General features: G+C 68.5%; 22 protein-coding genes and 2 pseudogenes. 11 read left to right on the top strand and 13 right to left on the bottom strand.

The annotated features are described in order from the left end of the window. Window positions 1–67: 67 nt before the first annotated feature. Complete coding sequence (gene hrpB, locus AC07N1_RS14275; protein ID WP_494672411.1) at window positions 68–2,512, top strand: ATP-dependent helicase HrpB; 2,445 nt, start codon at window positions 68–70, stop codon at window positions 2,510–2,512. A gap of 38 nt (window positions 2,513–2,550) precedes the next feature. On the opposite strand, the gene AC07N1_RS14270 is transcribed toward hrpB, so the two are convergent. Further along, entirely contained in the window at window positions 2,551–2,751 is a 201-nt protein-coding gene (locus AC07N1_RS14270; RefSeq protein ID WP_494672410.1) for a hypothetical protein, read from the bottom strand. A gap of 191 nt (window positions 2,752–2,942) precedes the next feature. Here AC07N1_RS14270 and AC07N1_RS14265 point away from each other — a divergent pair. The 4 genes and pseudogenes from AC07N1_RS14265 to gatB form a co-directional block, all read left to right on the top strand. Then, window positions 2,943–3,110, top strand: a pseudogene (locus AC07N1_RS14265) (ATP-dependent helicase C-terminal domain-containing protein); the annotation flags it as partial. 544 nt (window positions 3,111–3,654) lie between these two features. Continuing rightward, window positions 3,655–4,002 carry a helix-turn-helix transcriptional regulator gene (locus tag AC07N1_RS14260; RefSeq protein WP_494672409.1) on the top strand — a complete coding sequence of 116 codons (348 nt, stop codon included), beginning with the start codon at window positions 3,655–3,657 and terminating at the stop codon, window positions 4,000–4,002. Next, window positions 3,953–4,846: a reverse transcriptase family protein gene (locus AC07N1_RS14255; protein ID WP_494672408.1), complete on the top strand. Its 894-nt coding sequence runs from the start codon at window positions 3,953–3,955 to the stop codon at window positions 4,844–4,846. The genes AC07N1_RS14260 and AC07N1_RS14255 overlap by 50 nt, the downstream gene beginning before the upstream one ends. A 351-nt stretch (window positions 4,847–5,197) precedes the next feature. Then, complete coding sequence (gene gatB, locus AC07N1_RS14250) at window positions 5,198–6,694, top strand: Asp-tRNA(Asn)/Glu-tRNA(Gln) amidotransferase subunit GatB (protein WP_494672407.1); 1,497 nt, start codon at window positions 5,198–5,200, stop codon at window positions 6,692–6,694. Here gatB and AC07N1_RS14245 read toward each other — a convergent pair. The 3 genes and pseudogenes from AC07N1_RS14245 to AC07N1_RS14235 all read right to left on the bottom strand — a co-directional run. Then, window positions 6,660–6,808 (bottom strand): annotated as a pseudogene (locus AC07N1_RS14245) (hypothetical protein); the annotation flags it as partial. The gene gatB and the pseudogene AC07N1_RS14245 sit on opposite strands and share 35 nt — an antisense overlap. 69 nt (window positions 6,809–6,877) lie before the next feature. Continuing rightward, a complete protein-coding gene (locus AC07N1_RS14240; protein ID WP_494672406.1) occupies window positions 6,878–7,273 on the bottom strand; it encodes a proteophosphoglycan 5 in 396 nt (131 codons plus the stop codon). Window positions 7,274–7,465: 192 nt separating this feature from the next. Continuing rightward, window positions 7,466–8,005: an RcnB family protein gene (locus tag AC07N1_RS14235; protein WP_494672405.1), complete on the bottom strand. Its 540-nt coding sequence runs from the start codon at window positions 8,003–8,005 to the stop codon at window positions 7,466–7,468. A gap of 179 nt (window positions 8,006–8,184) precedes the next feature. Here AC07N1_RS14235 and AC07N1_RS14230 point away from each other — a divergent pair, with 179 nt between their 5' ends. Together AC07N1_RS14230 and AC07N1_RS14225 are read left to right on the top strand one after the other, a co-directional pair. Beyond that, the gene (locus AC07N1_RS14230) at window positions 8,185–8,910 is read left to right on the top strand and encodes a glutathione S-transferase N-terminal domain-containing protein (protein WP_494672404.1); all 726 of its coding nucleotides are present in this window, start codon (window positions 8,185–8,187) and stop codon (window positions 8,908–8,910) included. Window positions 8,911–9,084: 174 nt separating this feature from the next. Beyond that, complete coding sequence (locus AC07N1_RS14225) at window positions 9,085–9,363, top strand: sel1 repeat family protein (RefSeq protein ID WP_494672403.1); 279 nt, start codon at window positions 9,085–9,087, stop codon at window positions 9,361–9,363. A gap of 64 nt (window positions 9,364–9,427) precedes the next feature. Here AC07N1_RS14225 and AC07N1_RS14220 read toward each other — a convergent pair whose 3' ends face one another. Beyond that, a complete protein-coding gene (locus tag AC07N1_RS14220; protein ID WP_494672402.1) occupies window positions 9,428–10,168 on the bottom strand; it encodes a polysaccharide biosynthesis/export family protein in 741 nt (246 codons plus the stop codon). Between the two features lie 86 nt (window positions 10,169–10,254). On the opposite strand from AC07N1_RS14220, the gene AC07N1_RS14215 reads away from it, so the two are divergent. The 3 genes from AC07N1_RS14215 to AC07N1_RS14205 all read left to right on the top strand — a co-directional run bounded on the left by AC07N1_RS14215 (window position 10,255) and on the right by AC07N1_RS14205 (window position 13,953). After that, a complete protein-coding gene (locus AC07N1_RS14215; protein WP_494672401.1) occupies window positions 10,255–11,757 on the top strand; it encodes a GumC family protein in 1,503 nt (500 codons plus the stop codon). Window positions 11,758–11,992: 235 nt separating this feature from the next. Next, window positions 11,993–12,694 (top strand): P-loop NTPase family protein, encoded by a 702-nt coding sequence (locus tag AC07N1_RS14210; RefSeq protein ID WP_494672400.1) that lies wholly within the window; start codon window positions 11,993–11,995, stop codon window positions 12,692–12,694. Continuing rightward, entirely contained in the window at window positions 12,691–13,953 is a 1,263-nt protein-coding gene (locus AC07N1_RS14205) for an O-antigen ligase family protein (protein ID WP_494672399.1), read from the top strand. Before AC07N1_RS14210 ends, AC07N1_RS14205 begins: the two co-directional genes overlap by 4 nt. 211 nt (window positions 13,954–14,164) lie before the next feature. On the opposite strand, the gene AC07N1_RS14200 is transcribed toward AC07N1_RS14205, so the two are convergent. From AC07N1_RS14200 to crtY, 3 genes are read right to left on the bottom strand one after another with little or no spacing between them, the layout of a single operon-like run. Continuing rightward, on the bottom strand, window positions 14,165–15,109 hold the full coding sequence (locus AC07N1_RS14200; protein WP_494672398.1) for a phytoene/squalene synthase family protein: 945 nt from the start codon (window positions 15,107–15,109) through the stop codon (window positions 14,165–14,167). Beyond that, window positions 15,106–16,629 (bottom strand): phytoene desaturase, encoded by a 1,524-nt coding sequence (locus tag AC07N1_RS14195; protein ID WP_494672397.1) that lies wholly within the window; start codon window positions 16,627–16,629, stop codon window positions 15,106–15,108. Before AC07N1_RS14195 ends, AC07N1_RS14200 begins: the two co-directional genes overlap by 4 nt. After that, window positions 16,626–17,810 (bottom strand): lycopene beta-cyclase CrtY, encoded by a 1,185-nt coding sequence (gene crtY, locus AC07N1_RS14190; RefSeq protein ID WP_494672396.1) that lies wholly within the window; start codon window positions 17,808–17,810, stop codon window positions 16,626–16,628. Before crtY ends, AC07N1_RS14195 begins: the two co-directional genes overlap by 4 nt. Window positions 17,811–17,925: 115 nt before the next feature. Here crtY and folD point away from each other — a divergent pair, with 115 nt between their 5' ends. Beyond that, window positions 17,926–18,804, top strand: a complete 879-nt coding sequence (gene folD, locus AC07N1_RS14185) for a bifunctional methylenetetrahydrofolate dehydrogenase/methenyltetrahydrofolate cyclohydrolase FolD (RefSeq protein ID WP_494672395.1) — start codon at window positions 17,926–17,928, stop codon at window positions 18,802–18,804. A gap of 242 nt (window positions 18,805–19,046) precedes the next feature. Here the strand turns inward: folD and AC07N1_RS14180 are convergent, their stop codons facing one another. The 5 genes from AC07N1_RS14180 to AC07N1_RS14160 form a co-directional block, all read right to left on the bottom strand. Continuing rightward, a complete protein-coding gene (locus AC07N1_RS14180) occupies window positions 19,047–20,627 on the bottom strand; it encodes a glycosyltransferase family protein (RefSeq protein ID WP_494672394.1) in 1,581 nt (526 codons plus the stop codon). Then, window positions 20,522–21,727, bottom strand: a complete 1,206-nt coding sequence (locus tag AC07N1_RS14175; RefSeq protein ID WP_494672393.1) for a glycosyltransferase — start codon at window positions 21,725–21,727, stop codon at window positions 20,522–20,524. Before AC07N1_RS14175 ends, AC07N1_RS14180 begins: the two co-directional genes overlap by 106 nt. Window positions 21,728–21,853: 126 nt before the next feature. Then, a complete protein-coding gene (locus tag AC07N1_RS14170) occupies window positions 21,854–22,330 on the bottom strand; it encodes an Hpt domain-containing protein (RefSeq protein WP_110121973.1) in 477 nt (158 codons plus the stop codon). A 90-nt stretch (window positions 22,331–22,420) separates the two neighbouring features. Continuing rightward, on the bottom strand, window positions 22,421–23,200 hold the full coding sequence (locus AC07N1_RS14165) for an NAD kinase (protein ID WP_494672392.1): 780 nt from the start codon (window positions 23,198–23,200) through the stop codon (window positions 22,421–22,423). A 58-nt stretch (window positions 23,201–23,258) separates the two neighbouring features. Beyond that, window positions 23,259–24,380 carry a DUF2336 domain-containing protein gene (locus AC07N1_RS14160; RefSeq protein WP_494672391.1) on the bottom strand — a complete coding sequence of 374 codons (1,122 nt, stop codon included), beginning with the start codon at window positions 24,378–24,380 and terminating at the stop codon, window positions 23,259–23,261. Window positions 24,381–24,402 lie beyond the last annotated feature (22 nt).

Below are 24,402 nucleotides of genomic sequence, written 5' to 3'. Positions count from 1 at the left end.
TTCTCCCGTGGGCAGGCTAGTCCAGTCCTGCTTGGCGTTGATCCCCAGCCCAGCTAAAGCCGGCGCGATGCTGCCCATTTTTCAGGCCATTCCCGCGCTCAAAGGCGCCCTGAGCGATCGCGAGACCGCCGTTCTCGTCGCCCCGCCAGGCGCGGGCAAGACCACGGCCGTTCCCTTGGCGCTGCTGGGAGAATCCTGGGTCGGCGACGGCAAGATCGTCATGCTGGAGCCGCGCCGCCTGGCCGCCCGCGCCGCCGCCGCGCGCATGGCCCAGACCCTGGGCGAGGCCGTCGGCGAGACGGTGGGCTTCCGCGTGCGCCTGCAGTCGAAGGTGTCGGCCAAGACGCGCGTGGAGGTGGTCACCGAAGGCGTCTTCACGCGGATGATTCTCGACGATCCGGGGCTGGACGGCGTGGCCTGCGTGATCTTCGACGAGTTCCACGAGCGCAGCCTGGACGCCGACCTGGGCCTGGCCCTGGCGCGCGACTCTCAAGGCCTGTTGCGCGACGACCTGAAGATCCTGGTGATGTCGGCGACGCTGGACGGCGCCCGCGTGTCGGCCCTGCTGGGCGACGCGCCGGTGGTCGAGAGCCAGGGGCGGATGTTCCCGGTCGAGACCCGCTATATGGGTCGCGATGATCGCTTGCGTCTGGAGGAGCGGGTCGGCCGCGCGGTCGAGCGGGCCCTGGCCGAGGAGACCGGCAGCGTGCTGGTCTTCCTGCCGGGCCAGGGCGAGATCCGCCGGGCCGAGAGCTGGCTGGCCGAGCGCCTGCGTCGTCCGGACGTGGATCTGGCGCCGCTCTATGGCGCGCTGGATCCGGCCGAGCAGGACCGCGCCGTGCAGCCTGTCCCGGCCGGCCGCCGCAAGGTGGTGCTGGCCACCTCGATCGCCGAGACCAGCCTGACCATCGAGGGCGTGCGGGTGGTGATCGACGCGGGCCTCTCGCGCGTGCCGCGCTTCGATCCGTCCAGCGGCCTGACCCGGCTGGAGACCGTGCGCGTGGCCCGCGCCGCCGCCGACCAGCGCCGGGGCCGCGCCGGCCGCACCGAGCCGGGCGTCTGCTACCGCCTGTGGGACGAGCCGGAGACCCGCGCCCTGACGCCCTTCGCCCGGCCGGAGATCCTGGAGGCCGACCTGTCGCGCCTCGCTTTGGACCTGGCCCGCTGGGGCGCCAAGGACGCCGAGGGGCTCGCGTTCCTCGATCCGCCGCCGCGCGCGGCGTTCGGCGAGGCGCGGTCGCTGCTGACCCGCCTGCAGGCGCTGGACGCGGCCGGCGGGCTGACGGCGCACGGCAAGGCGCTGTCGAACATGCCGCTGGCCCCGCGTCTGGCCCACATGGTCGCCCGCGCCGCCGCTTCCGGACAAGCGCACCGCGCCGCTGAGATCGCCGCCGTGCTCAGCGAGCAGGGGCTGGGCGGGCGCAGCGTCGACCTGCGCCAGCGGCTGGAGGGCTTCGGCCGCGACCGCACGCCTCGGGCGCGCGACGCCCGGGCCCTGGCCGAGCGCTGGTCGCGGCAGGCCGGCCGGCCCAGCGGCGCAGAGCCCCTGGACGACGCTTTGCTGCTGGCCGAGGCCTATCCGGAGCGGGTGGCCCGGGCGCGCGGCAAGCCGGGCGAATACCAGCTGGCCAGCGGCCGCGGCGTCTATCTGGAGCCGACCGACGCCCTGGCCCGCGAGACCTGGCTGGCGGTGGGCGAGCTGGGCGGCGGCGAGGCCCGCGACCGCATCCTGCTGGCCGCGCCGCTGGACGAGGAGGCCTTGCGCGCCGCCTTTGCCGACCGCCTGGTCGCCGAGGACCGGCTGGAGACCAGCGGCGGCGGCAAGCTGCGCGCCAAGCGCCTGCTGCGCCTGGGCAAGCTGGTGGTCGACGAGAAGATCATCGACAGGCCCGACCCGGCCCTGATCGCCGGGGCCCTGGCCGACCAGGTGCGGGCCGATGGGCTGGCCGCCCTGAAGCTGGGCGAGCGGGGCAGGGGACTGCTCGACCGCGTCGCCTTCCTGCGGGCGCACGATGGCGAGTCTTGGCCCGACCTGTCGGAGGAGGCGCTGGTCGCGCGGCTGGACGAATGGCTGGAGCCGCTGCTGGCCGGCCGCTCGTCCCTGGCCAGCCTCGACGAGGGCACGCTGGAAGCGGCGATCAAGACGCTGATCCCGTGGGACATGCAGGGCAAGATCGAGGCCCAGGCCCCGGCGCGCTTCACCGCCCCGACCGGCTCCAGCTTCGCCATCGACTATGGCGCGGAAGGCGGCCCGCGCGTCGAGGTGCGGGTGCAGGAGCTGTATGGCGTCGCCGAGCATCCGGCCGTCGCCCACGGCAAGGTCCCCCTGACCCTGGCCCTGCTGTCGCCCGCCCACCGCCCGATCCAGATCACCAAGGACCTGCCGGGCTTCTGGAAGGGCTCCTGGCGCGAAGTGAAGGTCGAGATGAAAGGGCGCTATCCCCGGCACGTGTGGCCGGATGATCCGGCCAGCGCCGCGCCGACGACGCGGGCCAAGCCTCGGGGGACGTGAGGGGCGGCCGGCGGCGCCGGCCCAGGTGAACGCCTGCGCTATTGCGCCTGATCGGCGGTCAGCGTCGTTTTCACGCCGGCGTCCGGAGCGCCGCCCATGGCGGCGCGGCGATCGGCTTCTTTCTGCTTGTCCTTCTTGGCTTGATCATGATGCCACTTGATCGAGAAGAACATGCCGACGCCCAGCACGATGATCTTGAGTGGGAAGAAAACGATAGGAAACCAGTTTTCCCAGTCCACGACTTCACTCCACCAAGATTTTTGAAAAATGCCGCGTAGCGCTTTTCTGAGGTGGGCGTGTCTATCAACTTTGTCCGTTCAGGTGTCGTGGACAAAGTGTCCAATCGCGACAGTCAGCTTGGCGCCGGCTTCCACCTCGGAGCGAGCGCGGGCGAGGCGCTGGAAGGGGGCGGTGGAATAAGCCTCGGCGCTTCACGGCTCCGACCGGCTTGGGCTTCGCCATGAGAATACGGCGCCGAAACGGCCCGCGCGTTGAGGTGCGGGTGCAGGAGCTCTACGGGATCGCTGAGCACCCCTCGGTGGCATATGGCCAGTTCCCCTGCAAGCCAGTGGATCGTGGACTATTGCCGCTGCGGTAACGGCGCGAAAATTACCCAATAGGATGACGAAGTCAGAGAAAATATAGTTCTCCAATGGAGAACGAGGTTGACAATCAGAGCACGCGGCCTAAATCTGTCATCGTCATCAACAGGCGGAGGGTTCGCCATACTCTGGACCACGGCAACGTGGTTCGTGGGAGGCTGCAGGCCTCTCGTCGCTCAAGGGCACGTGGATCGCCTCCTGGCGTCTCCATCGGTCCCGCGAGATCGGCGCGCCCCGGCGACCGGGCGCGCCAGGTGCAAGCTGGGTAAACTGCCGTTCTCCACTCCCGCATCAAAGGCGAGACAGGCTTGCATTGTGCAGGTCTGCGATGAGGGAGAACCTACCATGTTGTTAGGTCCTGAAGATGACCAACGGCAGGGGCAGCGGATGTCCCGGATGAAGAAGAAGTGGCTCAGCCATCTATTCAACATCCAGACAGCCCGGACGGTGATTCTTCTCGGTCGGTTGGCCGTCGAGATAGTCCGGCTGTTTGACAGGTAGTCCAACGCCACCCAGTCTTGTTACTTTAATGGAGAAAAAATGATTAGTAATGCTCTGAGACTTCTGCGACGCTTTAAAGGCTTAACGCAGACTGAAATGGCTCAGAGGCTTGGTGTTGCGAAATCTTGGATTTCTGCGATTGAGGGTGGAAAGAAAGAACCGACCTTAAATTTGCTCCAGAGCTACGCGCTTGTGTTGGACATACCACTCTCATCAATCCTCTTCTTTTCGGAGCAGATTGACGCACGCAAGCCTTCTGAACGCGCCCGATCTTTCGTTTCAAAGAAGGTTCTGGCGATCTTGGATTTCATCGACGCTCAGTCCGGGGAGGACCCTGATGGCGACCTTGCCCCGAACGCATCCGATAAAACAGTCTCCGCTTCATAAGCTGGGTCACCATAAGCGTTTGGCCAGTCTCCTAAAGATCGAGGTCGCGCAGCTGAAGCGTTTGGCCAAGGCTGGAAGTGCTGCGTACTCGGAGTGGGACGAGGATAAGCCCAGCGGCGGAACCCGACATATTGAGAATCCCAAGCCACGCTTAAAGCGTCTGCAATCTAGACTCGCGACTATCCTTTCGCTTGTTGCTCCTCCGGCCTTCCTGAGTTGTCCTGTCAAAGGACGGTCATACATTTCGAATGCAAGGGCACATCTAGGTTCGAAAGAGTTCGTGACCTTGGACGTAAAGGCTTACTTTCCGTCCACCACTTGGAACCGGGTGTATTGGTACTTCAGCAAGCGACTATTGATGCCGCGGGACACCGCTTGGACCCTCGCGTCCTTGGCGACCATCAACGGGCGCCTGCCAACGGGGAGCCCCCTTAGCCCGATCATGGCCTATCTCGCGCACGAGGACATGTGGCTCAAAGTGGCGAAGTTGGCAGAAGAAGCTGGCTGCCGGCTAACCGTTTATATGGACGATGTTACCATTTCCGGCGCGCGCGTTCCTGAGGCGCTTGTCTGGAAGATCAAGCAGGAGGTCCACAAGGTCGGATTGCGCTTGAATAACAAGAAGGAGCGGCGGTTCTCGGGCGTTGGTGTCATTACCGGTGTCGTGGTGACGCCCGATGGTGTGCGGCTGCCAAAGCGCTCGCACCTGAAGCTGTCGATCGCACGTAAGGAAGCCCAAGTAGGTGACGACGAAGCCAAGCTAAAAGCGATGCGTCGCATTCGTGGGCTTGAAGCTCAGCATCGTCAGGTTTTGGCTCCAGCATCACAAGATGGATGCGTCTGAAGGCGACAATATTTGAAAGCGGACGGGGTGGAGCCGCGGAAATCCGCCGCCGCACGGATCGCAACCGATGCTCTTGCCCAGATGTCGATATCCGTACGTGGCGCATACGGGTAAGCAGCTAGACGCCTGAGCGCCACCGAAGTAGTCGGCGACAGCGTATCATTGTCGTCGCGGGTTGAGCGATTGGTTCTTGGCAACACCTTGATGAATGCCCTCTCCCTCCTCAACAAACCACCCCGCCAGCCTTGCGCTCACCAACCCCCACGGTGCATGAGGAACCCCTGAAACGGCGAGGCCTGCTTCGCCGTCCGCACTAACCGGCCTTCCGGCGACGGAGGGAGGACAAGAGACATGACCGAAGCTGCTTCCAAGACCATCAAGGGTCGCACCGGCGACTGGGAAATCGTGCTGGGCCTCGAGGTCCACGCCCAGGTGGCCAGCAAGTCCAAGCTGTTCTCGGGCGCGGCCGTCGGCTTCGGCGCCGGTCCCAACGAGCAGGTCAGCCTCGTCGACGCGGCCATGCCGGGCATGCTGCCGGTGCTGAACGGCTTCTGCGTCGAGCAGGCGGTGAAGACCGGCCTGGGCCTGAAGGCGCAGATCAATCTGAAGAGCCGCTTCGACCGCAAGAACTACTTCTATCCCGACCTGCCGCAGGGCTACCAGATCAGCCAGTTCGACCAGCCGATCGTCGGCGAGGGCGTGGTGGTGGTCGAGCGCGACGACGGCACGACCTTCGACGTGCGCATCGAGCGCCTGCACCTGGAGCAGGACGCCGGCAAGTCGCTGCACGACCAGGATCCGAACGCCACCTATGTGGACCTGAACCGCGCGGGCACGGCGCTGATGGAGATCGTCTCCAAGCCCGACATGCGCACCTCGGAAGAGGCGGCCGCCTACGTCAAGAAGCTGCGCACGATCCTGGTCTATCTGGGCACCTGCGACGGCGACATGGAGAAGGGCAACCTGCGCGCCGACGTCAACGTCTCGGTCTGCCGTCCGGGCGACTACGAGAAGTTCCGCGAGACCGGGAGCTTCAAGCACCTGGGCACGCGCTGCGAGATCAAGAACGTCAACTCCTACCGCTACATCCAGCAGGCCATCGAGTACGAGGCCCGTCGGCAAATTGAGATTCTCGAAGAGGGGGGCTCGATCGATCAGGAGACCCGCCTGTTCGACCCGACCAAGGGCGAGACCCGCTCGATGCGGTCGAAGGAAGAGGCGCACGACTATCGCTACTTCCCCGATCCTGACCTGCTGCCGCTGGTGCTGGACCCGGCCTGGGTGAAGTCGATCGAAGAGACCCTGCCGGAACTGCCGGACGCCAAGAAGGCCCGCCTGCAGAGCCAGTACGGCCTGTCGGCCTACGACGCCGGCGTGCTGATCATCGAGAGCGACCGCGCCGACTACTTCGAGGCGGCCGCCAAGGGCCGCGACGCCAAGCTGGTGTCGAACTGGGTGACCAACGAGCTGCTGTCGAAGCTGTCGTCGGGCGGCCACGAGATCGCCGCCTCGCCGCTGCCGGCCTCGGACATCGCCCAGCTGGTCGAGCTGATCGAGAACGGCACCATCAGCTCCAAGATCGCCAAGGAGGTCTTCGAGCACATGTGGGCCGGCGAGGGCCGTCCGGCCGAGATCGTCGAGAAGCGCGGCCTGGTGCAGATCAACGACACCGGCGCCATCGAGGCGGCGATCGACGAGCTGATCGGCGCCAACCCCGAGAAGGCCGCGGCGGTGAAGGAAAAGCCCCAGGCCATCGGCTGGTTCGTCGGACAGGTGATGAAGGCCACCGGCGGCAAGGCCAATCCGGGCACGGTCAACGACCTGCTGAAGGCCAAGCTGGGTCTCTGAGGCTCGGTGCGTCCTTCGAGGCCCGCTGCGCGGGCGCCTCAGGATGAGGGACGCATTGCACTGATTTCCTCATCCTGAGGTGCGAGCCGAAAGGCGAGCCTCGAAGGACGCAGGATCGAAAACGAAAGGGCCCGTCGCGAAAGCGGCGGGCCCTTCTCTCTTGGGGACTCGAACAGGCGCGCTCTATTGAGGCGTGGACGGGTCCTGCGGCGTCGCGGACGAGGAGGCGGCCGCGTCGTCGGCCGACTTCTTGTGCTTCTTGGCCTTCTTGGCGGGCTTGGCCGCGTCCTCGGCCGCCGGGGCGGTGGTGGTCGAGGTGTCGCCCGACGCGGTGGCCGAGCTGGGCGAAGCCGCGCCCGTGGCGCTGTCGGCCTGCGGCGTCGTGCTGTCGGTGGAGGGGGCGGTGGTCGAGGCCGACGGATCGGTGGTCGTCGTGGTCGACGAGCCCCAGGCGCCGGCGCCGGTCGAGGGCGGGGTCTGGGCCGATGGATCGGCCGGGGCCTGCTGGGCGAGGGCCGATCCGGCGTAACCGGCGGCGGCGAGGGCGAGGACGGCGGCGGTAATGCGCAAGCTCTTCATCGGTAAGCGCCTTCGTGGCTGCGGCGTCGGACTGTGACGCAGGGCGAACGCTGGGGGCGGCCTGCGGCCGAAATGACCCCGCAATCGGGCTTTGCGGCCGCATCCATGACGCGCGCGCGGCGAGCATGGCGCAAAAACGGCGCCCCAGGTGGAGTTCCCGGGGCGCCGCAATAGATCTCAGATACCGGCGATCTAGTTGTTGATGATCTCGAAGATCAGGCCGGTGGCGATGGCCGCCAGCACGTAGTCGTTGCCGGTGCGGTACCAGTAGTAGCCGCGCGGCGGGTGACGCAGGTGGTAGCGGCCGTAGTCGTGAACCACGTAGCCGCCGCCGCGATAGTAGGGCGGCAGGTAGCCGCCGCGGCGCCAGGCGTTGTAGCCGGGGCGATAGTCCGGACGGCCGTAATAGTGGGCCGGCGGCGCGCCGTAGTTCCAGCGGTTCTGGTAGTAGTAGCCGTTGTAGCGACGGTCGTCCCAGCCGCGGTTGTCGCGACGGTCGTCACGTCGATCGTCCCGGCGATCCCAGCGGCTTTCGCGGCGATCGTCGCGGCGGTCATCGCGGCGGTCGTCCCGGCGATCCCAGCGGCCGTCCCGACGATCGTCGCGGCGGTCGCCGCGGTCGTCACGACGGTCCCAGTCGCCGCGACCCTGCGCCGAGGCGTCGGTGGCCATGGCGGCCATCGGACCGGCGACCGAGGCCACGGCGGCGATGGTGAGCAACAGACGTTTCATGTGGACGTCTCCTTGTGGTCAGCGGTCGCCTTGCGGCGGCCAAGTCCCTCGACCTTGATGACCACGATGAGCTCCGCCGCCTGAACCCTCGCTGAACGGTCATGTCAGGATGCGTCTTGGCGTCGCGCGCGCGCATGGCCATGTTGGCGCGCAAGAACAGAGGTTCTCGGGAGACGCGCATGACCAGCCCCATCGAGCTGCACTATTGGCCCACGCCGAACGGCTGGAAGATCTCGATCGCCCTGGAGGAGATGGGGCTGCCCTACGAGATGATCCCGGTGAACATCGGCACGGGCGAGCAGTTCAAGCCGCAGTTCCTGGCCATCAGCCCCAACAACCGCATGCCGGCCATCGTCGATCCGCAGGGACCCGACGGCCAGCCGATCTCGATCTTCGAGTCCGGAGCGATCCTGCAGTACCTGGGCCGCAAGACCGGCCAGTTCTACGGTGACAGCGAACGCGAGCGGGTCGGCATCGACCAGTGGGTGATGTGGCAGATGGGCGGCCTTGGCCCGATGGCCGGCCAGACCCACCATTTCCGCCAGTACGCCCCGGCCATCATCGCCGACCAGCGGCAGCTGGCCTATGGCGCGATCCGCTACACCAACGAGACCCACCGCCTGTACGGCGTGCTCAACAAGCAGCTGGCGGGGAGGGATTTCGTCTGCGGCCAATTGTCCATCGCCGACTTCGCGATCTGGCCGTGGGTCGTGCCGTGGAAAAATCAGGGCATCCAGATCGAGGAATTTCCGGATTTGAAGGCCTGGTTCGACCGGGTCGGCGAGCGCGAGGCCGTGCAGCGCGGCTTCAAGCTGGGGGCGGAGCTTCGCGCCGGAGGCCTGCAAGCGTCTGGAAAAGCTGCGGAACAGGCCCGCAGTGTTCTGTTTGGCCAGCGGGCGCGTTAACCAACCATATACCGGAGTTTATCAGGCGTAACTTCAATGAACGAGGCGTGTATTCGCGCCTCGATTCATGATCTCTGCGCGCTTAACTATATGTTCAGTGAGCGAGGTTTTCTCTGTGTTCATGGCCGAGCTGAACCACTGGGGTGAGCTCGGGAGGACTGGGGAATTGAAGTCATGATGATGAGCATCGAACCGCCCGCCGCCGTTGTGGGCCTGCCGCTGCCGAGCGCCGAGTCGACCGGCGACGAACTGTTCCGCATGGGCATGCTGTATTCGACCGGCCAGGGCGGCGCTCCGCTGGACTACGTCTCGGCGCACATGCTGTTCAACCTGGCCGCCATGCGCGGTTCGGTCGAGGCCAAGGTCTATCGCAAGGAGCTGTCGCAGGAGATGGCCAGCGAAGAAGTCGCCGAAGCTCAACGCCAGGCGCGCGAATGGCTGGCTCACGGCTGAACCACGGTTCAGCCGTTCTACCTCTCGGGCCGGACGCCTCTGGATCCGGCCGTGATTTTCTAGATTAGTTGCTGAAGCCGTTGATCGCGTAGCTGAAGCTGATCGGCAGCAGGTCGCGCAGATACTGCTGCATGAAGAGACCTGCCTCGGACGCACCGCTCCGGGGCACGTAGACGATGTCGAAGCGGCGAAGCGGCACCAGGTCCACGCCGCGCGGATCGGTCAGGCCCTGCAACAGGTTGGCCGTACGCATCATGGCCCGGCCGTCGGGGCCCCGCCGGATGATGATCACCTGGCTGCGCTTGGACGAGCTCTTGAAGCCGCCGGCCTGGATGACGGCCCGCAGGGCGTCGCCGTCGCCGGCCATGTCGTAGACGCCGGGATTGCCGACCTCGCCGCCGACGAACACCTTGAGCGGCGCCGTGCTCTTGACCGAAACCTGCACCTGCGGACGCAGCAGCTGACGGCCATAGGCCTGGGTCAGCGAGGTCTCCAGTTCCTCGATCGTGCGGTCGGCGGCCATGACCGGACCGACCAGCGGCAAAGCGACGCGGCCGTCCGGCTGAATCACGGCCGACTTATTAAGCTCCGTGGCCGAAGGTACGCTCACCTCGATCTCGTCGCCCGGATAGAACCGGTAGGCGGGCTCGGCCTCGCTCCAATCGGCGTAACCGATATTGGGAAATTGGCCGGTGGGACGCGCGGCGGGCGTGATCGGCTCGCCGTCGATGTGGCCGCAAGCCGATAGGCCGCCGCTCGCGAGCGTCAGGGCCAAGGCGGTGGAGAGAGCGATGCGCCGATCCATGCGACGGTTCTTACCAAACATAGGTAACCAAACCTTAAGCCCGGAAGCCCCAGGGTTCGATTGAAGATTGGACCCATTGGATTCGCATGTCGACGAGCGCCTGGACCAGCGTGCCGCACGACCCGCCGTCGCGACGCGACTGGGCGGCCCGGGCCCGCTATGCGCCGACGGACTTCATCACGCTGCTGTGGCGTGAGCGCTGGCTGATGCTCGGCGTGTTCCTGGTGATCCTGTTCCTGGGGGCGGCCTTCGCCTTCACCCTGAAGAAGACCTACACCGCCAGCTCCAGCCTGTTCGTGCGCCTGGGCCAGGAATACGTCTACGAGCCGCGCGCCGGCGACGCCGCCCGCGGCGCGGTGCCCGACGTCGACCAGGTGATCCAGTCGGAAAGCGAGATCCTGGGCAGCGGCGAGCTGCGCGAGCGGGTGATCCGCAAGGTGGGTTTCGCCACCGTGTTCCCGGACGCCGCCGCCAAGTACGCCGCGGCCAATCCCGAGCAGAAGCGCAAGATGATCGCCCAGGGGCGCGACAGCGTCGGCCGCAGCCTGAAGATCGAGACCGCGCCCGACAACTCGATCATCCGGCTGGCCTACCAGCACCAGGATCCCGAGACGGCCGAGAAGGTGCTCAACACCCTGCTGGAAGAGTACCTGATCTATCGCCGCAGCCTGCTGATCAACGACGACGACAAGGTGCTGTCGCGCCAGCGCGACAGCTTCCAGCAACGCCTGGCCGAGACCGACACGGCCTACCAGGCCTTCCTGCAAAGCAACGACATCGGCGACTTCACCGCCCAGAAGACGGCCCTGACCCAGCTTCAGGCCCAGGTCGAGGCCCAGAAGTACTCGATCGAGGCCCAGCTCCAGGATCGCGAGGGCCGCCTGGCCTCGGTGCAGTCGGAGCTGTCGCGCACGCCTTCGGAAGCCGTGCTCTATCGCGACCAGGACATGTCGGCCTCGACCAAGCTGGCCCAGCTGAAGCTCGATCGCGAGGGCCTGCTGTCGCGCTACCTGCCGACCGCCCAGCCCGTGCGCGACATCGACGCCCAGATCGCCCAGCTGGAGCAGGGCGTGGCCAGCGGCCGCACCAACGGCGAAGGCGCGCGTCGCAGCGGCCCCAACCCGATCTGGCAGACCCTGGCCTCGACCCGCAACGACCTGACCGCCGAGGTCGCGGCCCTGAAGCAGTCGCAGGGCGCCTACGCCCTTCAGGTCCAGGAAGTGAACCAGCGCCTGCTGCGCCTGGCGCAGCTGGAGCCGGAGTTCAACCAGCTGACCCGCGACCGCGACGTGCTGTCGTCCAACGTCCGCGACTTCACGGTCAAGGAACAGCAGGACGAGGCCCAGCGGCAGATGTCGGCCGAGAGCAGCGACAACATCCGTATCGTCCAGCGCGCGGTGGCGCCGTCGGAGGGCAAGAGCCTGAAGAAGCCGGTGCTGGTGCTGGCCATCCTGTTCGCCGCCTTCACCGCCGCCTGCGCGGGCCTGGTGCGGATGCTGCTGCGCCCGGGTCTTCAGACCCCGGCCTCGGCCTCGCGCACCCTGGGCCTGCCGGTGCTGGCCACGGCCGGCGTCAAGCGAGCGGCTTGAGCGTTCGTCATTCGACTTCTGAGACGAAAACCTCGTCCTTCGACAGGCTCAGGATGAGGTTTTTTTACTGAGCGAGCCTGGGAAATGGTCCTCATCCTGAGCTCGTCGAAGGACGAGGACCACGCACTCGGCTTGAATGTTCGATCCCATGGGGCATGGGCGATTTGGTCGCCTTTCGCGCGAACATGGTTAGGCATTAGTTTCTACGGTCTTCAACGCGCGGCGATTCGGACGAATGGTGGACTTGAACGTCGAGATGGCTGAACTGTGGGGGTCGCTCGGCGCCCCTGCGGCTGGCCGTGCGCACGTCGTCCAGTTCGTCTCGGCCAGGCGGGGCGAGGGGACCTCGACGGCCGCCCGCGAGTTCGCCCGCTTCGCCGCCAAGCGCGCTGGCCGCCGCACCTGGCTGATCGACCTGGATCTGGCCACCTCGCCGCAATACCAGGCCATCGCCGCCGATCCGGAGCGCTACGGTCCGCTGGGCTCGGGCGCGGCCGCCAGCCCCGACGGCTCGATGTTCTTCACCGTGCAGCCGCCGGCGCCGAAGCCCGACGGCGGGGTGTGGCCGGACGCCAAGTACGTGGCCGCCCACAGCGTCGGCGGGCCGCGCTTCTGGGTGACCCGCTTCAAGCGCGAGGCCCTGCGCGGCCGCCAGAAGGCCCACATCCTGCCCGGCGTCGAATACTGGGCGGGCTTGCGCCGCCACGCCGAGATCATCGTCGTCGACTGCCCGTCGGCCGACCGCTCGCAGGCGGCCCTGACCATCGCCCAGCACATGGACCAGACCGTGCTCGTCGTCAGCGCCCAGGAGGCCGACGTGCGGCCGCCCGGCCTGCTGCGCGACGCCCTGGCCTCGGCGGGCGGCCGCTGCGCCGGGGTGTTCTTCAACCAGGCCTCGGTGACCCCGCCGAGCTTCCTGCGGGCCATACTGCCGTGACTTCGTCCTACGGCGGGCCGGTCAGCGTCGCGCCGCCGAGGCTCCTCTTTCCCCAGATCGCCATCTTCGTCGGCTCGGTGCTGCTGCTGCTGCTGTTCAGCGGCGGCTGGGAGCTGCCGCTGGTGGGCGAGAACGCCGACGAGGCCGGCTCGGCCATCCTGCGCGTGGCCTATCTGCCCGCCTACGCCGCCGGTTTCGCCCTGATCGCCCTGGATCCGCGCAATAGCCTGCGGGCGGCGGCGCGCCAGCCGTTCCTGTTCGCCCTGATCGGCATCGTCTGCCTGTCGGTGCTGTGGTCGATCGCCCCCGACGTCACCACCCGCCGGGCCTTCGCCGTGACCTGCACCACCCTGTGCGGCGTCGCCCTGGCCGGACGTTTCCGCTGGCGGGAGCTGGCCGAGGTGATGGCCGCGACCTTCGCGGTGCTGATCGTCGCCTCCTACGTCGTCTGCATCGCCGTGCCGCGCATCGGGGTGATGACCGAGCTCTTCCCCGGCGCCTGGCGCGGCCTGTGGCGCGAGAAGAACGGCCTGGGCGGGATGATGGCCTTCGGCTTCTGCATCCTGTCGGCGGCCGCCCTGCTGAACCCGCCGCGGGCCAAGCTCTGGTGGGGCTTCGCGGCCCTGGCCGTGGGGCTGGTGCTGATGTCGACCTCCAAGACCTCGCTGGTGTCGCTGATGCTGGGCGTGGCGGCCCTGGGCTTCGTGCTGATCGCCCGGCGCGGGCCGGCGGCGGGGGCGGCGGCGACCTGGACGGCGGTGACCGGCGTCGTCTTGCTGGCGGCCTTCCTGCTGCTGGCCTCGGACGTGTTCTTCGCCATCCTGGGCAAGGACGCCACCCTGACCGGCCGCACCAAGATCTGGAGCGCGGCCATGGTCGAGATCCAGGACCGGCCCTGGCTGGGCTACGGCTATCATGCCGTCTGGGGCGACAAGAGCGGTTGGGGGCCGTTCGCCTGGATCAGCAAGAACGCCGGCTTCCAGGCCCAGCACGCGCACAATTCCTGGCTGGAGCAGTGGCTGGGCATGGGCCTGTTCGGCCTGGCCGCCTGGGGGCTGTTCTACATCCAGACCATGGCCCTGGCGCTGCTGGCAGTGTTCCGCGACCGGGGGGCCTTGCTCGCCTTCCCGTTCCTCGTCGTCTACAGCCTGGTGGCCCTGACCGAGAGCATCGCGGTGGCCTACAACGACTTCCGCTGGGTGCTGTTCGTGGCCCTGGCGGCCAAGCTGGCGTTCCCGGATCGGGAGCTGGAGCGGTAGGGGGATCTCTTCGCGCTGCTGTGGCCTTTTCTACTCCCCTCATTCTCCCGTCATTCCCGCCCTTGTGGCGGGAAACCCTGGGTCCGTTCGCACGTGAGGCGCCTGCGGACTGCTCGGCAGTCCGCCCCTGCTGCCCTTGCGGCTGACAGAGGGTTTGCCGCCACAAGGGCGGGAATGACGGGAAGTAGGAAAAGGGGGCGTGGAGAGCTGCCTAGATCTTCGACCACATCGCCGGCCGCTGCGGCGGGGCGCCCAGCCGGTCCAGCGTGGCCGAGCGCAGCGCCACGACGCCGCCCTCCAGCGCTCGCCAGGCCTTCATCCGTCCACTGACGACCACGCGCTCGTCCCAGGCCGCGCCGCCGGCGGCGACCACGTCGAGGCCGATCTGGCGGTAGACGCCGCGCGCGGCGGCGATGGCCCAGGCCGAGCGGACGGGCAGGTCGCGCAGGCCCCAGCGGGCGGAGGCGTAGTAGGGCTCCGCTGCGTCCACCAGACGGCGGGCGAGGGCGGCGACGTCGTCCCGGCGGGCCGGGTCGGTCAGTTGCTCCACCGGCAGGCCCAGCTCGGCCAGCCAGGCGCGGGGCACATAGACCCGGTCGTTGCGGGCGTCCTCGACGATGTCGCGGGCGATGTTGGTCAGCTGGAAGCCCAGGCCCAGGTCCTGGGCGCGGCGCAGCGTCGGCAGGTCGTCGGCCGGCACGCCCATGACGATGGCCATCATCGCGCCGACCACGCCGGCCACGCCCCAGCAATAGGCCAGCAGGTCTTCCAGCGTCTCGTAGCTGCGGCCCTCGACGTCCATGGCGAAGCCGTCGATCAGGTCCAGCGCGTAGCGTTCGGGGATGCCGCGCCCCAGGGCCACGGCCTGGAAGGCGGCGAACACCGGATCGGTCGGCGTCTGGCCGGCCAAGGCGGCGCGGGTCTGGGCGTAGAGGGCCTGCAGCCGCGCCGGAGCGTCGGCCACCGGGCTCATGCCGTGGCCCAGGGTCTGGCCGTCGATGACGTCGTCGCAGTGCCGGCACCAGGCGTAGAGCATCTCGGCGTCGGCGCGGGTTTCGGCGTCGAACAGGGCCGCGGCGGCGGCGAAGCTCTTGCTGCCCTTCTGGATCGCCTCGCGGCTCTGGGCCTCGATGTCCTGGGCTTCGAGCGCGCTCATTCGGCGGCCGGGGCCAGGGTGGCGAAGTCGTCGATCATCAGGCCAGCCGTGGCCTTGGCGCTGCCGACCACGCCGGGGATGCCCGCGCCCGGATGGGTGCCGGCGCCGACGAAATAGAGGTTGGGGATCACGTCGTCGCGGTTGTGGGTGCGGAAGAAGGCGCTCTGGGTCAGGATCGGCTCCAGCGAAAAGGCCGCGCCCTTCCAGGCGTTGAGGTCCTTGACGAAATCGTCCGGCGTGATGAAGCGGCTGGTCACCAGATCCGCCGAAAGCCCCGGAATGTAGTGCTTTTCCAGATAGGCCAGGATGCGGTCGCGGTACTTGGGCCCCTCGACCGACCAGTCGATGTCGGCGGTCTGCAGGTTGGGCACGGGCGACAGGGCGTAGAAGGTCGAGCAGCCTTCCGGGGCCATGGCCGGGTCGCTGGCGGTCGGGTGGTGCAGGTAGAGCGAGAAGTCCTCGGCCAGGGCGTTCTTGCCGTAGATCTCGCCGATCAGCTCGCGATAGCGGTTGCCGAAGCAGATGGTGTGGTGGCGGATCTCGGGGTGCTGGGTCTTGAGGCCGAAATAGACCACGAACAGCGACGGGCTCCAGCGCTTGGCTTCCAGCGCTTTGCCGACCTTCTTGCCGCGCGGGTCCTCGCGCAGCAGGTGGCGGTAGGTGTGCATGACGTCGGCGTTGGAGGCGACGGTGTCGAAGGCCTCGAAGCCTTCCTTGGTGATCACGCCGGTGACGCGGCCTTCGCGCACGGCGATGCGCTCGACCGGCCGCGACAGGTGCAGCTTGCCGCCGAGGTCCTGGAACAGCTGGGCGAGAGCCCGGATCAGGGCGTGGGTGCCGCCGCGCGGGAACCAGACGCCGCCGCGACGCTCCAGCGCGTGGATCAGGGCGTAGATCGACGAGGTGGCGAAGGGGCTGCCGCCGACCAGCAGGCTGTGGAACGAAAGGGCCTGGCGGACGTGCTCGTCCTTCACGAAGCCGGCGACCTTGTCGTAGACGCTGCGCCAGGCCTGCAGCTTCATCAGCGATGGGGCGGCGGCGATCATCGAGCCGAAGTCGAGGAACGGCACGGCGCCCAGCTCGACATAGCCCTTCTGGTACAGCTCTTCCGAATAGTCGTGGAAGCGGCGATAGCCCTCGACGTCGGCCGGGTTGCGGGCGGCGATCTGGCGATCGAGGCCTTCCTGGTCGTTGACGTAGTCGAAGACGTCGCCGTCTTCCCACAGCAGGCGATAGAACGGATCGACCGGCAGCAGCTCGACATAGTCCTCGATCCGCTTGCCGGAGAGCTCGAACAGCTCCTTGAGGCAGTCGGGGTCGGTGACGACGGTGGGGCCGGCGTCGAAGGTGAAGCCTTCCTGCTCCCAGACATAGGCCCGGCCGCCGGGCTTCTCGCGGCCCTCGAACAGGGTGACGTCGAAGCCCTGCGACTGGAGGCGCACCGCCAGGGACAGGCCGCCGAAGCCGGCGCCGATCAAGGCCGCCTTCGGACGGGGCGGGAGCGAGGCGTGGGCGTTCATGCGTCTTGTCCTCCGAACACGGAACTTTCGCGGATGCACTTCATGGCGGCCGGGATCGGCACCGGCGGCTTGCCGATCAGAATCCGCGCCTGATCGCGCCAGGTCAGTCTCGCGGCATAGAAGCGCTGAATCAGCGGCGCCGATAGCCGGTAGAAGCGCTCCAGCACCCGATAGCGCTCTTCGGGCGCGCAGGCGCGGAACAGCATGCGGTTCAAGAGGCGCAGGAAGCGGCGCTTGCGCCAGGCGGTCTTGGACTGGTTTTCGACGCAGGCGCGGACGCTGGCGCTGGTGATGCGGGGCAGGGCGGCGATCTTGTCGGCCAGTCGCGCGGCGTCGGGCAGGGAATAGCCGGTGGTCGGCTGGAAGAGGGCCGCGCGCAGGCCGACCTCGGCCACCTGCGGCCGGGCTTCCGCCCAATAGGCGTCGATGTCGCCGCCCAGGGCGATGGGCAGGACGCCATGCTCCTCGCGCTCGACCGCCTCGATGCTCCAGCCCTGGGCCTTGGCGTAGTCGGCGATGGCCTCGGACAGGGCGATGCGGTCCAGCGCCGGGCCGTCGCTGTAGCGGGTGTCCTCGACCAGCAGCCGGCGGGCGTCGAGCGGCAGGACGTAGACGAAGCGGTAGCCGTCGGTCTGCGGCACCGTGGCGTCCATGATGATCGGGGCGGTCAGGCCGTGGGGCGCGGAAAGGCGCAGGTCCTGGCCGACGAACTTCTGCCAGCCCAGGGCCAGGCGCTTGCTGCGCCGCGCGCCGCGCCCGTCGATCACCGCCCCGGCGACGATGCGGCGGCCGTCGGCCAGCGTCACCTGATGCGGATTGACGTCGACCACGGCGATGCCGGTCCAGGCGTCGGGGCCGAGGGCGCGCGTGACCACCTCGTGCAGGCGCCTGGAGGTGATGGCGAGATAGGGCGTGGTCAGGCGGCGGCTATGGGCGGGAAAGCGCACCTCGTAGCCATTCCAGCGATGGGCGATCAGCGGCCGCAGCCAGCCGCCGATGGCCGCGTCGACGTCGGTCTCGAAGTGGCACCAGGTGTGCTGGCCGCCGATGGTCGCGCCGCGCTCGAGCAGCAGCACGCGCAGGCCCGGCCGCAGCGCCTTGAGGCGCAGGGCGATCAGGCTGTTGGCCAGTCCGCCGCCCACCAGGACGACGTCGGCGCGCGACGCAGGAGCGGATTCCATTGTTCTGGCTCTAGCACGAATGGATGACGTCCAGGCCAGAGCCTTCGCGCAAAGAGCCGCCGGGTTGCACGCCAGCGGTCGAGACGATAGGGAGCGCGCACAGGAGCGCCCCCAAATGACCCAAGCCGCCATCATCGACGGGAAGGCCTTCGCCGCCCGCCTGCGCGAGACCATCGCCGCCGACGTCGCGACCCTGAAGGCCGAGCACGGGCTGACCCCCGGCCTGGCCGTGGTGCTGGTGGGCGAGGACCCGGCCAGCCAGGTCTATGTGCGCAGCAAGGGCGAGCAGACCCTGGAAGCGGGCATGCATTCCGAAACCCACCGCCTGCCGGCCGAGACCTCGCAGGCCGAGCTGCTGGCCCTGGTCGAGCGGCTCAACTCCGACCCGGCCGTGCACGGCGTGCTGGTGCAGTTCCCGGTGCCCGACCACATCAGCCAGGCCGCCGTGGTCGCCGCCATCTCGCCCGACAAGGACGTCGACGGCCTGACCGTGGCCAACGCCGGGCGCCTGGCCAGCGGCCTGCCCGCCCTGACGCCCTGCACCCCGACCGGCTGCATGATGCTGCTGCGCGACCAGCTGGGCGAGCTGTCGGGCAAGCGCGCCGTGGTCGTCGGCCGTTCGAACCTGATGGGCAAGCCGATGGCCCAGCTGCTGCTGGCCGCCGACTGCACCGTCACCATCGCCCACTCGCGCACCAGGGACCTGCCGACCGTCGTCCGCGAAGCCGACATCGTCGTGGCCGCCGTCGGCCGCCCGCAGATGGTCAAGGCCGACTGGATCAAGCCCGGCGCCGTGGTCATCGACGTCGGCATCAACCGCATCCCCAAGGATGACGGCAAGACCCGCCTGGTGGGCGACGTGGCCTTTGACGAGGTCAAGGAAGTAGCCTCGGCGATCACGCCGGTGCCGGGCGGCGTCGGGCCGATGACGATCGCCTGCCTGCTGGCCAACACCGTGCTGGCGGCCAAGCGACTGAACGGGATCGCGGAGTAAGTCTTTCAGGCCCTCTCCCTGTGGGAGAGGGCGCATACTGAATTGGAAGCAGGTCTCGTCCCTAAAGATCTGCCTTCCTGGGCCTTGTGCCCAGGATCCATCGTTCAGCTTTCTTTGAGTTTGGCGTGCGGCCTCGGACTTTCGGCTCCGCCAGGACTTCGAAATCATAGCCTGCCGCCGGCATGGATCCTGGGCACAAGGCCCAGGAAGGCATCTATCAATTCGATAGCGGCCCCAGCCCTTCAGGGGGAGGGTTTGCGCCGATACACCACCAGACACGACTTGCTGAGCTTCACCGTCTTCACCGGCCGGTAGTGCAGCGCCAGCTCCGCGTCGACGATCCTCACGACGGCGAAGTTGAAGTCCTTGGCGCGGGGCGTGCGGTCGACGATCACGCCGGGCCGGGTCGCCAGGATGCGGCGCACCTCGGTTTCCTGGTCCATGCCGACGGCGCCGTGCTCGCGCAGCAGGTTCAGGTGGCCGGCGAACGGCCAGCGCGAGGGCAGCGGCGCGCCGGTCAGGTGATAGAGGATGCTGTCGCCGTTCCAGACCCACAGGCCTTGCGACAGGCCCGGCCGGATGGCGGCCAGCAGTTCGCTCATCTCGTGCGCGTCGCCGCGCTTGGCCTTGCCCTTCAAGAAGGCGACGCCGTCGGCCGTGACGCCCAGGGCGATGAAGGCCGCGGCGATCGCCAGGCCCAGGCGGCGCCGACGGGTGGCGAACAGCGGGGCCATGGCCACGGCAAGCGGCGCCAGCAGCGGCAGGGCATAGTGATCGAAATAGGTGCCGAAGATCAGGTAGCCGCCCAGCGCCGCCGCCAGCCAGCCGATCGCGAAGCCGAAGGCCGTCCGGCCGCCGGGGCGCGTGCGCCAGCCGCCGATCCAGGCGGCGAGGCCGACCGCCAGGAGCGGCGGGACCAGCAGGCGGGCGGCCTTGAGCAGGCGCGGGGCCAGTTCGGCGTCGCTGGCCTCGGCCCGGGCGCCGATCGACAGGAAGTTGGCGTAGACGAAGGCCTGGGCCTCGCCTCGCCAGGCGTAGAACGCCAGGGCCAGCAGGGTCGGGGCCAGGGCCAGGGCGATCCATAGCGCGGCGTCGGCCGCCAGGCGGGTCCATGAGCGTGAGGCCCGCCACGAGACGCCCAGCAGCAGCACGCCGAAGGCGAAGCCCTCGAACACCACGGTGTATTTCAGCTGCAGGCCAAGGCCGATCAGCAGCATGGCCAGGCAGCCGAGCTGGCGGATCCTGCGCGGGTCGGCGTTCAGCGCCCGATAGGCCGCCAGGGCCGCGCCGGCGACCAGCAGGTTGTAGAACACCGGCGCCTGGCCGCCCCAGCCGCCGGCCAGCGGCAGCATCAGCAGGTAGACCAGGCCCGCCGCCGTCGCCGCGACGATCCCGGCCGCCGGGGCGGCGAGGCGGGCGATCAGCAGGGCGGTTCCCGCCGCGAACAGGGTGGCGACCACCTGGTACTGCACGATCCCGTCGCCGCCGAGCAGGCGGATGGCGGCGTATAGAGTAAACAGGCCGACCGGCTTGCGGTCCCAGATTTCCACATAGGGCAGGGCCCCGTGCAGCATGCGGTCGCCAACCAGCAGGTAGAAGTTCTCGTCGACATGGATCAGCGGATTGCCGAACTGCCAGGCGCGGATCGCGAAGGCGGCGGCGAGCAGCAGGCCGCCGGCCAGGATCCAGGCGCGGCGGCAGGGGGCGGGCGAAGCGGTCAGGCGCGGCTCTCCCCGGCCAGGGGTGAAGCGTTCCGGGCTTCGGCCTCGGGGCTTTCGGGAACGTCGCGCCAGGTGACCCGACGCGAGGCGTGATAGTTCCACAGCGCGCCCAGCACCGCCCCGCCGGCCCCGGCCAGCGCCCAGGACGCGCCGATGGCGTTGAGGCCCGCACCGGCCAGGTCGTTGATCAGCGCCCCGCCCAGGCAGGCGGCGTAGAAGCTGAGCAGGCCGCGCCACAGGGCCGCGCCGTGCAGGCGCTTGTCGCGGAAGGTCAGGACGTTGTTGAGCCCGAAGTTCCAGGTCATGGCCACGAGTATGGCCAGGGTCTGGCCGCTCCAGAAGGCCATGTCCGCGGCCTGCGTCGCGCCCAGCACGCCCAGGTGGACGACGAGGCCGCTGGCCCCGACCGCCAGGAACTGGAAGAGCCGCGCCGACAGCACGCCGTTGGTGCGCTTCTCGGCCAGCAGGCCGATCAGGTCGAAGGCCACCCGCAGGTCGAGCTTGGACTCGCCGCCGGCGCGCGGCAGCAGGGCGGTGGGGATCTGGGCGACGGACGGACGGCGCGAGCCCGAGGCGGCCACGTCGACCAGGATCTTGAAGCCGATGCCCGACAGGCGCGGCCGCACGGCCTCGTACCAGTTGCGGCTCATCAGGAAGCAGCCGCTCATCGGGTCGGCCAGGCGCAGGCCCAGCAGCATGCCGGCCAGGTTCACCCCGCCGCGGCTCAGCGCGTGGCGGGCGCCCGACAGGCCCGAGCCCGCGCCGTCGAGATAGCGGCTGGCGACCACGAGGTCGGGCTTTTCCTGCAGCATCTTCAGCAGCATGGCGGCGATCAGGCGCGGATCGTGCTGTCCGTCGCCGTCCATCACCGCCAGGGTCTGGCCGCGGGCGGCGTCCCAGCCGGCGATGGCGGCCGAGGCCAGGCCCCCGACGCCCTCGCGCTTGAGCAGGCGGATGGCCGGGCGGCGCAGGGCCACGTCCAGCACGGCCCGGGCGGTGCGGTCGTCGGCGGAATCGTCGACGACGATGATCTCATGGAAGACGTCGACAAGGTCGGCGCTCAGCGCTTCCAGCACGCCGCCGATGGCCTCGTGTTCGTCGAGGGTGCAGATGACCACCGACACCTGCGGCCGGTTCCAGTCGGCGGCGGCGGGCGAGGGAGCGCGGCGCGCGGGACGGATGGTGGTGGTGTGCGGACCCATGGGAACGACGCTCCGTTGGAAGGAGCGACAGGTTCCCGAATAACTCGGCCGGCAGTTTGTTGTGTTGGTATCGGGCGTCAGTCGAGCTTGTTACAGCCTTGACGCAAATGAGGATTCTGGCCGGTGTTATCCGGCCAGATATTCCGCCACGCGGCCTTCCAGTTCGACCGCCAGGGCGCGGCCGACGGGGTGCTCGTCGGTCTTGATCTCGTCGCGCACGCAGGCCTTGATCGCGTCGATGTGGGCGTCGACCAGGAACATCGGCGCCTGCAGGCGGGTGGCCGGATCGTCGATCAGCTTGCACAGCGAGGCCGCCAGGCGGGTGATCAGCGGGAATTCGTAGGTGGCGCCCAGGCCCTTCAGGTCGTGTGCGCGCAGATAGAGGGTCTCGACCGTCTGGGCGGTGAGGCCGTCGGCCCGGACGCCCTGGCGGGCGGCTTCGAGCTTGGTGATCTCGTCGTTCAGCCATTGGGCGAAGTTGCCCGACAGGCTCTTCAAGGCCGCTTCGGCCTTGGCGATGGCGGCCATGTCGATGCCGCCGCGTCCGCCCACCTTGAGCTTCAGCATGTTCGGCACCTGGATAACCTCAGCGGGCTTATTCATCGGGTCGCCTCCCCGTCGGCGTTACTTCGGGAACGGTCACATGCCAGGCGTTAAGAATGAGTGAGACCGTGGTTTCACTCACACGAAAGCTTACGCAGAGAACTGTTCGGTCAGCACACGCTCCTCGAGACTGCGGCCCGCGTCGAACAGCATCGACAGGGTCGAACCTCGGTCCTCGGAGATATGCACTTCGACGACGTCGCGGACTTCATAGTTGTCGGCCACGGCGCTGACCGGCCTCTTATCGCATTCCAGGACCTCGAACGTCACCCTCGCGTTCTGCGGCAAAAGCGCGCCCCGCCACCGTCTGGGTCGAAAAGCGCTGATCGGGGTCAGGGCCAGCACCTGGGCGCCGATCGGGATGATCGGTCCGTGGGCCGACAGGTTGTAGGCGGTCGAGCCGGCGGGGGTGGCCACCAGGGCCCCGTCGCAGACCAGTTCGCCCATCCGCACCTTGCCGTCGATCGAGATGCGCAGCTTGGCGGTCTGGCGGGTCTGGCGCAGCAGCGAGACCTCGTTGATGGCCAAGGCGCGGTGCTGGCGGCGCCGGGAATCGATGGCGACCATGGCAAGCGGATGGATGACGGCGCGCTCGGCGGCGTTGATCCGCGAGAGCAGGTCGTCCTCGCTGTACTCGTTCATCAGGAAGCCGACCGAGCCGCGGTTCATGCCGTAGATCGGCTTCTGGTTCAGGATCGTCTCGTGCAGCATTTCCAGCATGAAGCCGTCGCCGCCCAGGGCCACGACGATCTGGGCGTCCTCGCCGGCGTCGCCATAGCGGGCGGCCAGGCGCTCGCGAGCCTCCTGGGCTTCGGGGCGGTCGCTGGCCTGGAAGGTCAGGCGAGTCGAGTAAGGCTGGGCTTGGAACATGCCGGCCCAAGTGGCGGGATCGCCCGGCGCTTGTCAAACAACGCCGGGAAAGACCTCGTCAGGCGGCGCTGACGGCCTGGCGGAAGGCCATGGCGGCGATGTCCGGACGGAACGGGCCGAAGGCGCCGCTCGCCTTGCGGGCCGCTTCCGCGCCGCCGCCGGGACGGCCGCCGTTCAGCTGGCGCACGTGCTCCAGGATGGTCGGAAACACGCTGCGGTCGATGCCGACGGCCGAGCAGGCGAGCGCCAGCAGTTCGGGACGGTTGCTGTCGATGGCGCGGCGAACCTGGCGCACGTCGAAGCGGCCCAGTCGCGCCATGGCGAAGACGAAGAGGGGCAGGCGGCCCTCGCGCAGCACCCGCAGAAGGTAGCCGGGGCGCAGCTGGCCGGCGGAGTCGAGCTTTTCGACCAGGGCCGCTTCCATCTCCTCACGGTCGGCCTCGTCCTCGACGGACAGGGCGCCGACGGCGGTGGGCTGCAGGCCAAGGTGGGCGGCGTGGGTGGCTTCGTCGACGGCGGCGCGCAGCTTGACCGGGTCCAGCTCGAAGCGCTCGGCCAGGGAGTCGCGCAGGGCGCGGCCGACCCACAGATAGAGCTGCTCGGCCAGCAGGGGCGACAGGCCCGGATGGCGCACCAGGGGCGAGCGCAGGGCCACCACGTCCTTGGCGTGGCCGACCAGGCGGCCGATGGCGTCCTGGCTGAGCTGGGCGGTGGTGTTGCCGGCCAGGGCGGTCAGCACCGCCGGCTCGGCCTGCGAAAGGATGGCCTCGACCACCGGGGCGCGCAGGCCGGGGCGGCGGGCGACCTCGATCTGGTGCTCCAGCGTGGCCTGGACCAGCAGGCGGATCAGGTCGTGGTCCTGCAGCACCGGGCTGCGGGCGATGATCGGGCGGGCGATCTCGATCTCGTCGAGGGCCAGGATGTTGACCAGGGCCGACGGCGCCCAGGCCGCGTCGGCCAGGCGCTCGGCCAGACGCTGGCGGATGTCGCGCTCGGCCTCGACCACCAGGGTCATGAAGATCGAATCGAGCAGGATCTGGATTTCGGGCGCGGCCGGCTTGCCCTGGGCCTCGCCGGTCTCGCAAAGATCGATCACCCCGGAGAGCAGCCGCTCGCGATCTTCCGGCTCGCGGCTGCGGGCCAGGGCTAGAAGTTCGGCGGTCTGTACGGCTTGGCTCACGACCCTCCTCGGGCGCCAAACG

It is taken from the genome of Caulobacter sp. GW821-FHT09B11, assembly GCF_059418205.1.
Note: the sequence above shows the minus strand (reverse complement) of the source record. Positions and strands in the feature narration are given on the sequence as shown.

Coding starts and splice junctions, on each gene's coding strand:
- AC07N1_RS14170 (WP_110121973.1), bottom strand. CDS start 22,330: ATGAATAAGCCCGCTGAGGTTATCCAGGTGCCGAACATGCTGAAGCTC.
- AC07N1_RS14235 (WP_494672405.1), bottom strand. CDS start 8,005: ATGAAACGTCTGTTGCTCACCATCGCCGCCGTGGCCTCGGTCGCCGGT.
- AC07N1_RS14255 (WP_494672408.1), top strand. CDS start 3,953: ATGGCGACCTTGCCCCGAACGCATCCGATAAAACAGTCTCCGCTTCAT.
- AC07N1_RS14175 (WP_494672393.1), bottom strand. CDS start 21,727: ATGGGTCCGCACACCACCACCATCCGTCCCGCGCGCCGCGCTCCCTCG.
- AC07N1_RS14215 (WP_494672401.1), top strand. CDS start 10,255: ATGTCGACGAGCGCCTGGACCAGCGTGCCGCACGACCCGCCGTCGCGA.
- gatB (WP_494672407.1), top strand. CDS start 5,198: ATGACCGAAGCTGCTTCCAAGACCATCAAGGGTCGCACCGGCGACTGG.
- AC07N1_RS14225 (WP_494672403.1), top strand. CDS start 9,085: ATGATGATGAGCATCGAACCGCCCGCCGCCGTTGTGGGCCTGCCGCTG.
- crtY (WP_494672396.1), bottom strand. CDS start 17,810: ATGGAATCCGCTCCTGCGTCGCGCGCCGACGTCGTCCTGGTGGGCGGC.
- AC07N1_RS14165 (WP_494672392.1), bottom strand. CDS start 23,200: ATGTTCCAAGCCCAGCCTTACTCGACTCGCCTGACCTTCCAGGCCAGC.
- AC07N1_RS14260 (WP_494672409.1), top strand. CDS start 3,655: ATGATTAGTAATGCTCTGAGACTTCTGCGACGCTTTAAAGGCTTAACG.
- AC07N1_RS14210 (WP_494672400.1), top strand. CDS start 11,993: ATGGTGGACTTGAACGTCGAGATGGCTGAACTGTGGGGGTCGCTCGGC.
- hrpB (WP_494672411.1), top strand. CDS start 68: ATGCTGCCCATTTTTCAGGCCATTCCCGCGCTCAAAGGCGCCCTGAGC.
- folD (WP_494672395.1), top strand. CDS start 17,926: ATGACCCAAGCCGCCATCATCGACGGGAAGGCCTTCGCCGCCCGCCTG.
- AC07N1_RS14230 (WP_494672404.1), top strand. CDS start 8,185: ATGACCAGCCCCATCGAGCTGCACTATTGGCCCACGCCGAACGGCTGG.
- AC07N1_RS14240 (WP_494672406.1), bottom strand. CDS start 7,273: ATGAAGAGCTTGCGCATTACCGCCGCCGTCCTCGCCCTCGCCGCCGCC.
- AC07N1_RS14195 (WP_494672397.1), bottom strand. CDS start 16,629: ATGAACGCCCACGCCTCGCTCCCGCCCCGTCCGAAGGCGGCCTTGATC.
- AC07N1_RS14200 (WP_494672398.1), bottom strand. CDS start 15,109: ATGAGCGCGCTCGAAGCCCAGGACATCGAGGCCCAGAGCCGCGAGGCG.
- AC07N1_RS14220 (WP_494672402.1), bottom strand. CDS start 10,168: ATGGATCGGCGCATCGCTCTCTCCACCGCCTTGGCCCTGACGCTCGCG.